We start from the raw sequence: 5711 nt of genomic DNA, 5'->3' as shown, positions 1-5711 counted from the left end.
CGATCTCGGCACGCCAAACATGCCCACGACCAAGCTTGTCAAAGTCTCCGCCCTCGTTCATCAGGACATCACCGCTTCGCAGCAGGTAACGAGGCAAGTCGGATGAGGGAATCTCGATCTCGGCCATGTCGTCCAAAGCCAAATAGCCATCTTGGACATTGGCGACCCGAAGGTATGGGACTACGACAGTTTCTTTGCCCGTGTTGTCTTTGCCTTTAGCTACCCCGGTCTGCACTGTTGCAACGAACTTGAGGGCCTTGACATCCCAATGCGCCGGCACCTCACCTAACCACTCGACGCCCGAATCCTTCATCGGCACCGACGGGTCTAGCCCCTTGGTCACGGCATGGGAGATGACGGCCTGGCGCTTTTCCTTGAGCAGGGTGATGAGCTGTTCTTGCTCGGCCACCAGGACGTCGATCTTGGCGGTTTCGCGGTCGAGAAGCCCCGCAATTCGCACCTGTTCCTCTGCCGGTGGAACGATCACAGGCATGCGCTTGAGGTCGGCAAATTTCATTGACTGCCGAAGCCCTCCCCCCATCGAGTAGAAGACTTTCGTCAGGTCGTACGCCCGCAAGAGATGCCCAAGGTAACTCGGCGTAATAGCGCGAGGTCGCACGGCCAAATACGCGGAGGTGATGATCCCTCTTTCTTTCACGATGGCTGATCGTAGGCTACGCTGATCATTCTGCAGATCTGTAAGTCGCAGAACGATGTCGTTGGGATCAACCACTTGATAGGTCTCAAATGATTCAGGCAACAGGCCATCGTTTGAGTTGATGTCTTTGTTGACGATATGGCCATAGCTCAATGAAAGAAGGTTGTTCTCCTTCATCCCAACGTTGGGCTCATCGCACTCGTCGACAACTGAGTACATCGGCATGATGGACCAGTGCGTGGGCACTACCTTGATCCATTCAATCCCGCTGTCCTTGTACGCCGGATACCTCGGAAAGCTCATGCCGACAGCCCCTTGATCATGTCCAGGATGCGGTCGGTGGTGCGTTTCAGGTCGGCGTCGATCTCGGCCAGCGGGCGCGGTGGCTTGAACACATAGAAGTGCCGGTTGAACGGGATCTCATACCCCACCTTGGTTTTGTCCGGGTCGATCCAGGCGTCGGGTGCATGGGGCAGCACCTCGCGCTTGAAGTAGTCGCCCACGTCTTCCGTCAAGGGCACGTTCTCGGTGTCGCGCAGGCTTGAGTCGGGCTGGGGCTTGCCTTTTTGCTTGCCCTTCTCGCCCACCACCACCATTCCGTCGGCATCGCGCAGGGGGCGCTCCACGGTGATGGTGTGGTAACCAAAGGCCTCGTTGGCAAAGATGCGGCTGATGGGCTTGCCTTCGTCGTCAGTGGCCTCTTCAAAGCGGCCAAACAGCTGGGTGATGTGGTCGATGTGGGCATCACTCAGCTCCTTGCGTTTGCTGCCCAGGCTCTTGCGCATCTTTTGCCACATGCCGCTGGCGTCGATCAGCTGCACCTTGCCTTGGCGCGCCTTGGGCTTGCGGTTGCTGAAGACCCAGATGTAGGTGCCAATACCGGTGTTGTAGAACATGTCGTTGGGCAGGCCTACGATGGCCTCGACCAGGTCGTTTTCCAGCACGTAGCGGCGGATCTCGCTTTCGCCACTGCCCGCTCCGCCGGTGAACAGGGGCGAGCCGTTGAGCACGATGCCGAAGCGGCTGCCCCCATCTTTGGCGGGGCGCATCTTGCTGAGCAAGTGCAGCAAGAACAGCATGGAGCCGTCTGACACACGCGGCAGGCCGGGGCCGAAGCGGCCGTCAAAGCCGCGTTGCTCGTGCTCCTTGCGCACTTCCTTTTCGACCTTTTTCCACTCCACGCCAAAGGGCGGGTTGGCCAGCATGTAGTCGAACTTCATGGTGGGGTGGCCGTCGTCGCTCAGCGTGTTGCCAAAGGCGATGTTGGCCACGTCTTGCCCCTTGATGAGCATGTCGGCCTTGCAGATGGCGTGCGACTCGGGGTTCAGCTCCTGGCCGTACACCGTGAGGCGGGCCTGGGGGTTCAGCTCGGCCAGGTATTCGCCGGCCACGCTGAGCATGCCGCCCGTGCCAGCGGTCGGGTCGTACAGGGTGCGCACCACACCAGGCTTGGCTAGCACCTCGTCGTCTTCCACGAAGATGAGGTTGACCATGAGGCGGATCACCTCGCGCGGGGTGAAGTGTTCCCCGGCGGTTTCGTTCGAGATTTCAGCGAACTTGCGAATCAGCTCTTCGAACACCAGGCCCATCTGCATGTTGCTGACGGCCTCGGGGTGCAGGTCGATCTGGGCGAACTTCTCGGCCACCTGGTAGAGCAGGCCAGCCTTGGCCAGGCGGTCGATCTGGGCCTGGAACTCGAAGTGCTCAAAGATGTCACGCACATCGGCCGAGAAGCCCTGCACATAGGTGAACAGGTTGTGGGCGATGTGGTCTGGGTCGCCCAGCAGTTTGGGCAAGTCAAGCGGCGATTGGTTGAAGAACTTCAGCTTGGTTTTCTTGAGCAGGAAGGGCTCGGGGTTCACGCCGAGTTTGGCCTTGGCTTCCAGCTCTTTGAGGACCGCGGACTTGGTGGCTTCGAGCACGCAGTCGAGGCGGCGCAGCACGGTGAAAGGTAGGATGACCTTGCCGTAATCAGATTGCTTGTAGTCGCCACGGAGCAGGTCGGCGACGGACCAGATGAATGCGGAGAGGGCCTGTTGGTTCATGGTTCTAATTGCTTGGCCAGAGTTTGGCCATATTGCAGTCAAGTATGCCAGTCGAACCGACGCAGATTTGGCATTCAAAAGGTCCTTTCAACGGACAACGCCCCCACGTCCTCATTTCATATGGTTCATGTGTACCCACAAGCGGCGGCGCCTAGCAAGATCCCAGCAATGCGCTCGATCACATCGGGTGACTCGCCGACGCACTCATAGCCACTGCGCCCACCAAAGTAGGCGTTAGGGGCACTCATCCATCTGTCAGTGCTCTCTTGGCTCGACCAGACAGATAACCAGTAGTCGACATGGCAAACGGACTGCCAGTGATCCTGTGTGAGCGCTTGTTTGGCCTGGTCACAGACAGGCCATCGCGACACGATTTCAGCTGCCTTGACAACTGTACATACCTGCTCCGCAGGTGGTCGGTGATCGCCTAGGTCTGCCATTTTTTACTAAGCTTGAATTGCAGTTGCGTAGACCACGTTCCAAGCCTAAGCGAGTTCAAGGAACTGCTCTGCCGAAGCATAGATCTCCTCACGCTCAACTGTGGAACACGGCGGGCAATAGGCTTTGGTGCCGTCGTCATGTTCATAGATCCATTGCGTGAAGCCAGATGGTTCCGCCCTTTTCCAGATCTTCTTGACCTTATGCATCGCCCACCGAGGTTCGTCGCAATGTGGAGACACGATCTCAACACGTTTGATCGCGTTGGGACAGGCTTGGATGAGCTCCTCCAACTCCACTTCACTGGACAACAGTAGGTCTCGAATAACCTCTTCCAATGGATCTTCAACCACGACAAGGAACCAGGGCGACCTCAATGAGAGTTCAACCGTGCGCCAGACCCTAGCGCCAGGTGGAAGCATCGAAAGGGGAACAGCCTGCTCTAGCGCGGCATGCGTCATAAACATTCAAAAACTCACTTCAAATAGTCCAATTTCGCATATTCTAAGTTCGACTTAATGCTTAGCGCACTTCGGTGCTCTATGCAAAAGTCTCTTCACACAGAACAACAGGATCGGCTGCTGTCGCTATTGCGAGAGCTACGTCAGAACAACAACGTAACTCAGGCGGATTTGGCGATGCGCCTCGACGTTACGCAAAGCGATATCAGCAAGGTGGAGCGGGGAGTCCGTCGCTTGGATGTCCTTGAGCTTCGCGCATGGCTCAAGGCTCTAGGCACATCACTGCCAGAGTTCGCCTTAGGGCTTGAGGCTGAGATTGAAGCGATTGCTGCACTCAATCGGCGGCTGCAGAAGAAGGCAACGCCGAGCAACACTCGCTCGTGAACGCAGCCGACTGGGGGGGGTGTGGTAGGCCGTGTTGGACTTGAACCAACGACCAAAGGATTCCGGTTTGTGCAGGTTTCCCTGCTCCCTGGACTATCTCATCACCCTCATCACGGAATACTCCGCATGTTAGGGCGCCGGGCGCTCGCGGGACGGTTATTGGATTGGCTCCTCACGTCCTAGTCTCTGCACCTTCTCACCTACCGATCTTTCGACCTGCCTTCGGTGAGCTTGGCTCAGGATTGCCGGGCCAGTTGTACTGACTGACGGGTTTCCTGAGTTCACCCGGTTTTTCCATTTGCGCTTTCGCGCAAAGGTCACCATAAATTAGATGAGTCCTCTGCTCTGACCAACTGAGCTAACGGCCCACACGGTAACAATTCTAATCGATTCACTCATTCCGCCGAGGCCGAGAAAACTGTTACCAAGCAGCTTTCCTAGGGAAACAACACCCGGTAACTGTTACCGGTACGGTTAACCTCTGCTCTAACCAACTGAGCTAACGGCCCCCTGAGATAAGCCCGCCATTGTAGGGCCAGCCCGCACCACCTCAGTCGGCCAGCGCCACAGCTTGACCCCAGGGCTCGCATGCGCGCAACACCTCGGCCAGGGTGCCGTTTTCCTGCGCGGTGCTGGCGTGGGCGTCGTAGGCCAGGCCCACCACGCGGCTGGCGCCTTGCAGTTCGCGCAAGTCGCAGCGCACCACGATGCCTTCCTGCCGGTGGCCTGGCATCATCAGCATGGGGTGCAGCGGCGCCATGGTCACGCCCACCCCGGCGGCCACCAGGCCCAGCGCCCACTCTTGGCTGTCCACGCGGGCGCGCACATCAGGCACGATCTGGTGTTGGCTCAGGCCAGCATGCCAGTAGCCGGCCAGCTCGCACTGGGTGCGCTCGATGAAGGCCACGCCGTGCAGATCCTGCAGGCAGAGGTCTTCTTTCACGGCCAGCGGGTGCTCGGCGGGTACCAGCAAGGCGTACTGCTCTTCCCACAGCGGCATGAAGGCCTGGCCCGGCGCAGCGCAGCCCTGGCTCGTCAATTGGGCATCGGCGGCTTGCGGGTCGTCCAGCACGGCCAGCTCCAGGTGCGTGAGCGTCTGCTTGAGGTGGCGTATGAGCTTTCGCACATGGGCCACGCTCACCGTCGGGTGGATGTGCAGGCTCAGGCGGGGATGGGTGGCCACATCCTGGAAGGTCTCGACAATGGCCTGGGCATCGGCCAGCAGCTTGCCACCCAGTCTGAACAAGCGGATGGCAGCAGGCGTGGGCACCAGGCCGCGTTGCTGGCGGGTGAACAGGCGCGTGCCCAGTTCTTCTTCCAGTTGCGCGATCGCGTTGGAGATCACCGGCTGGGTGACGTGGCACAGCCTGGCCGCAGCCACGGTCGAGCCCGCTTCATAGGCCGAGCAGAAGTACTTGAGGTTGCGCAGGTTCACGCCACTCACTCCTGGAATTGCGGGAAGTGCGGCAGCGTCTTGATCACGTTCTCATCGTGGGCCGGCACCACGGTCAACTGAGGGAAGCGCTGCATGAGGCGGTGCACCTGCACGATGGCAGCCTGGTTGGCGGCTTCGTCGTGGTCCACGTGCACCACATGCCGCAAGGCCCAGGAGCGATCCGCCGGCTTCTGCAGGCCTTCGATCGTCCAGGTGGTGTCGCCGGTGAAGAAGTAGCGTTGACCGGAAGGCAGGTTCAGGAACATGCCCACGGCAGGGCAGGTGGGCAT

At 59.2% G+C, this 5711-nt stretch carries 6 protein-coding genes; 1 reads left to right on the top strand and 5 read right to left on the bottom strand.

Annotated elements, in window-relative coordinates:
• The 3 genes from EPO09_RS03505 to EPO09_RS03495 form a co-directional block, all read right to left on the bottom strand.
• A partial coding sequence (locus tag EPO09_RS03505) for a type I restriction endonuclease subunit S (protein ID WP_290640192.1) occupies window positions 1–961 on the bottom strand: 961 nt, incomplete at its 3' end.
• Window positions 958–2703, bottom strand: coding sequence for a class I SAM-dependent DNA methyltransferase (locus EPO09_RS03500; protein WP_290640190.1), 1746 nt, complete (start codon window positions 2701–2703; stop codon window positions 958–960). The genes EPO09_RS03500 and EPO09_RS03505, both read right to left, overlap by 4 nt.
• A 485-nt stretch (window positions 2704–3188) precedes the next feature.
• Complete coding sequence (locus EPO09_RS03495) at window positions 3189–3608, bottom strand: hypothetical protein (protein WP_290640188.1); 420 nt, start codon at window positions 3606–3608, stop codon at window positions 3189–3191.
• Between the two features lie 75 nt (window positions 3609–3683).
• On the opposite strand from EPO09_RS03495, the gene EPO09_RS03490 reads away from it, so the two are divergent.
• Window positions 3684–3986, top strand: a complete 303-nt coding sequence (locus EPO09_RS03490) for a helix-turn-helix domain-containing protein (RefSeq protein WP_290640186.1) — start codon at window positions 3684–3686, stop codon at window positions 3984–3986.
• Between the two features lie 550 nt (window positions 3987–4536).
• On the opposite strand, the gene EPO09_RS03485 is transcribed toward EPO09_RS03490, so the two are convergent.
• Window positions 4537–5421: a LysR family transcriptional regulator gene (locus tag EPO09_RS03485; RefSeq protein ID WP_290640184.1), complete on the bottom strand. Its 885-nt coding sequence runs from the start codon at window positions 5419–5421 to the stop codon at window positions 4537–4539.
• A gap of 5 nt (window positions 5422–5426) precedes the next feature.
• Window positions 5427–5711: hypothetical protein (locus EPO09_RS03480; protein ID WP_290640182.1), on the bottom strand; the 285-nt coding region annotated here is incomplete at its 5' end.

Source organism: Aquabacterium sp., assembly GCF_004297345.1.
Classification (GTDB): Bacteria; Pseudomonadota; Gammaproteobacteria; order Burkholderiales; family Burkholderiaceae_C; genus Aquabacterium.
The sequence above is the reverse complement of the archived record's forward strand: the minus strand, read 5'-3'. Positions and strand labels throughout refer to the sequence as shown.

What these genes read in the sequence shown, in the direction of transcription:
- EPO09_RS03495 (WP_290640188.1), bottom strand. Translation starts at nt 3,608, where the DNA reads ATGTTTATGACGCATGCCGCGCTAGAGCAGGCTGTTCCCCTTTCGATG.
- EPO09_RS03500 (WP_290640190.1), bottom strand. Translation starts at nt 2,703, where the DNA reads ATGAACCAACAGGCCCTCTCCGCATTCATCTGGTCCGTCGCCGACCTG.
- EPO09_RS03490 (WP_290640186.1), top strand. Translation starts at nt 3,684, where the DNA reads ATGCAAAAGTCTCTTCACACAGAACAACAGGATCGGCTGCTGTCGCTA.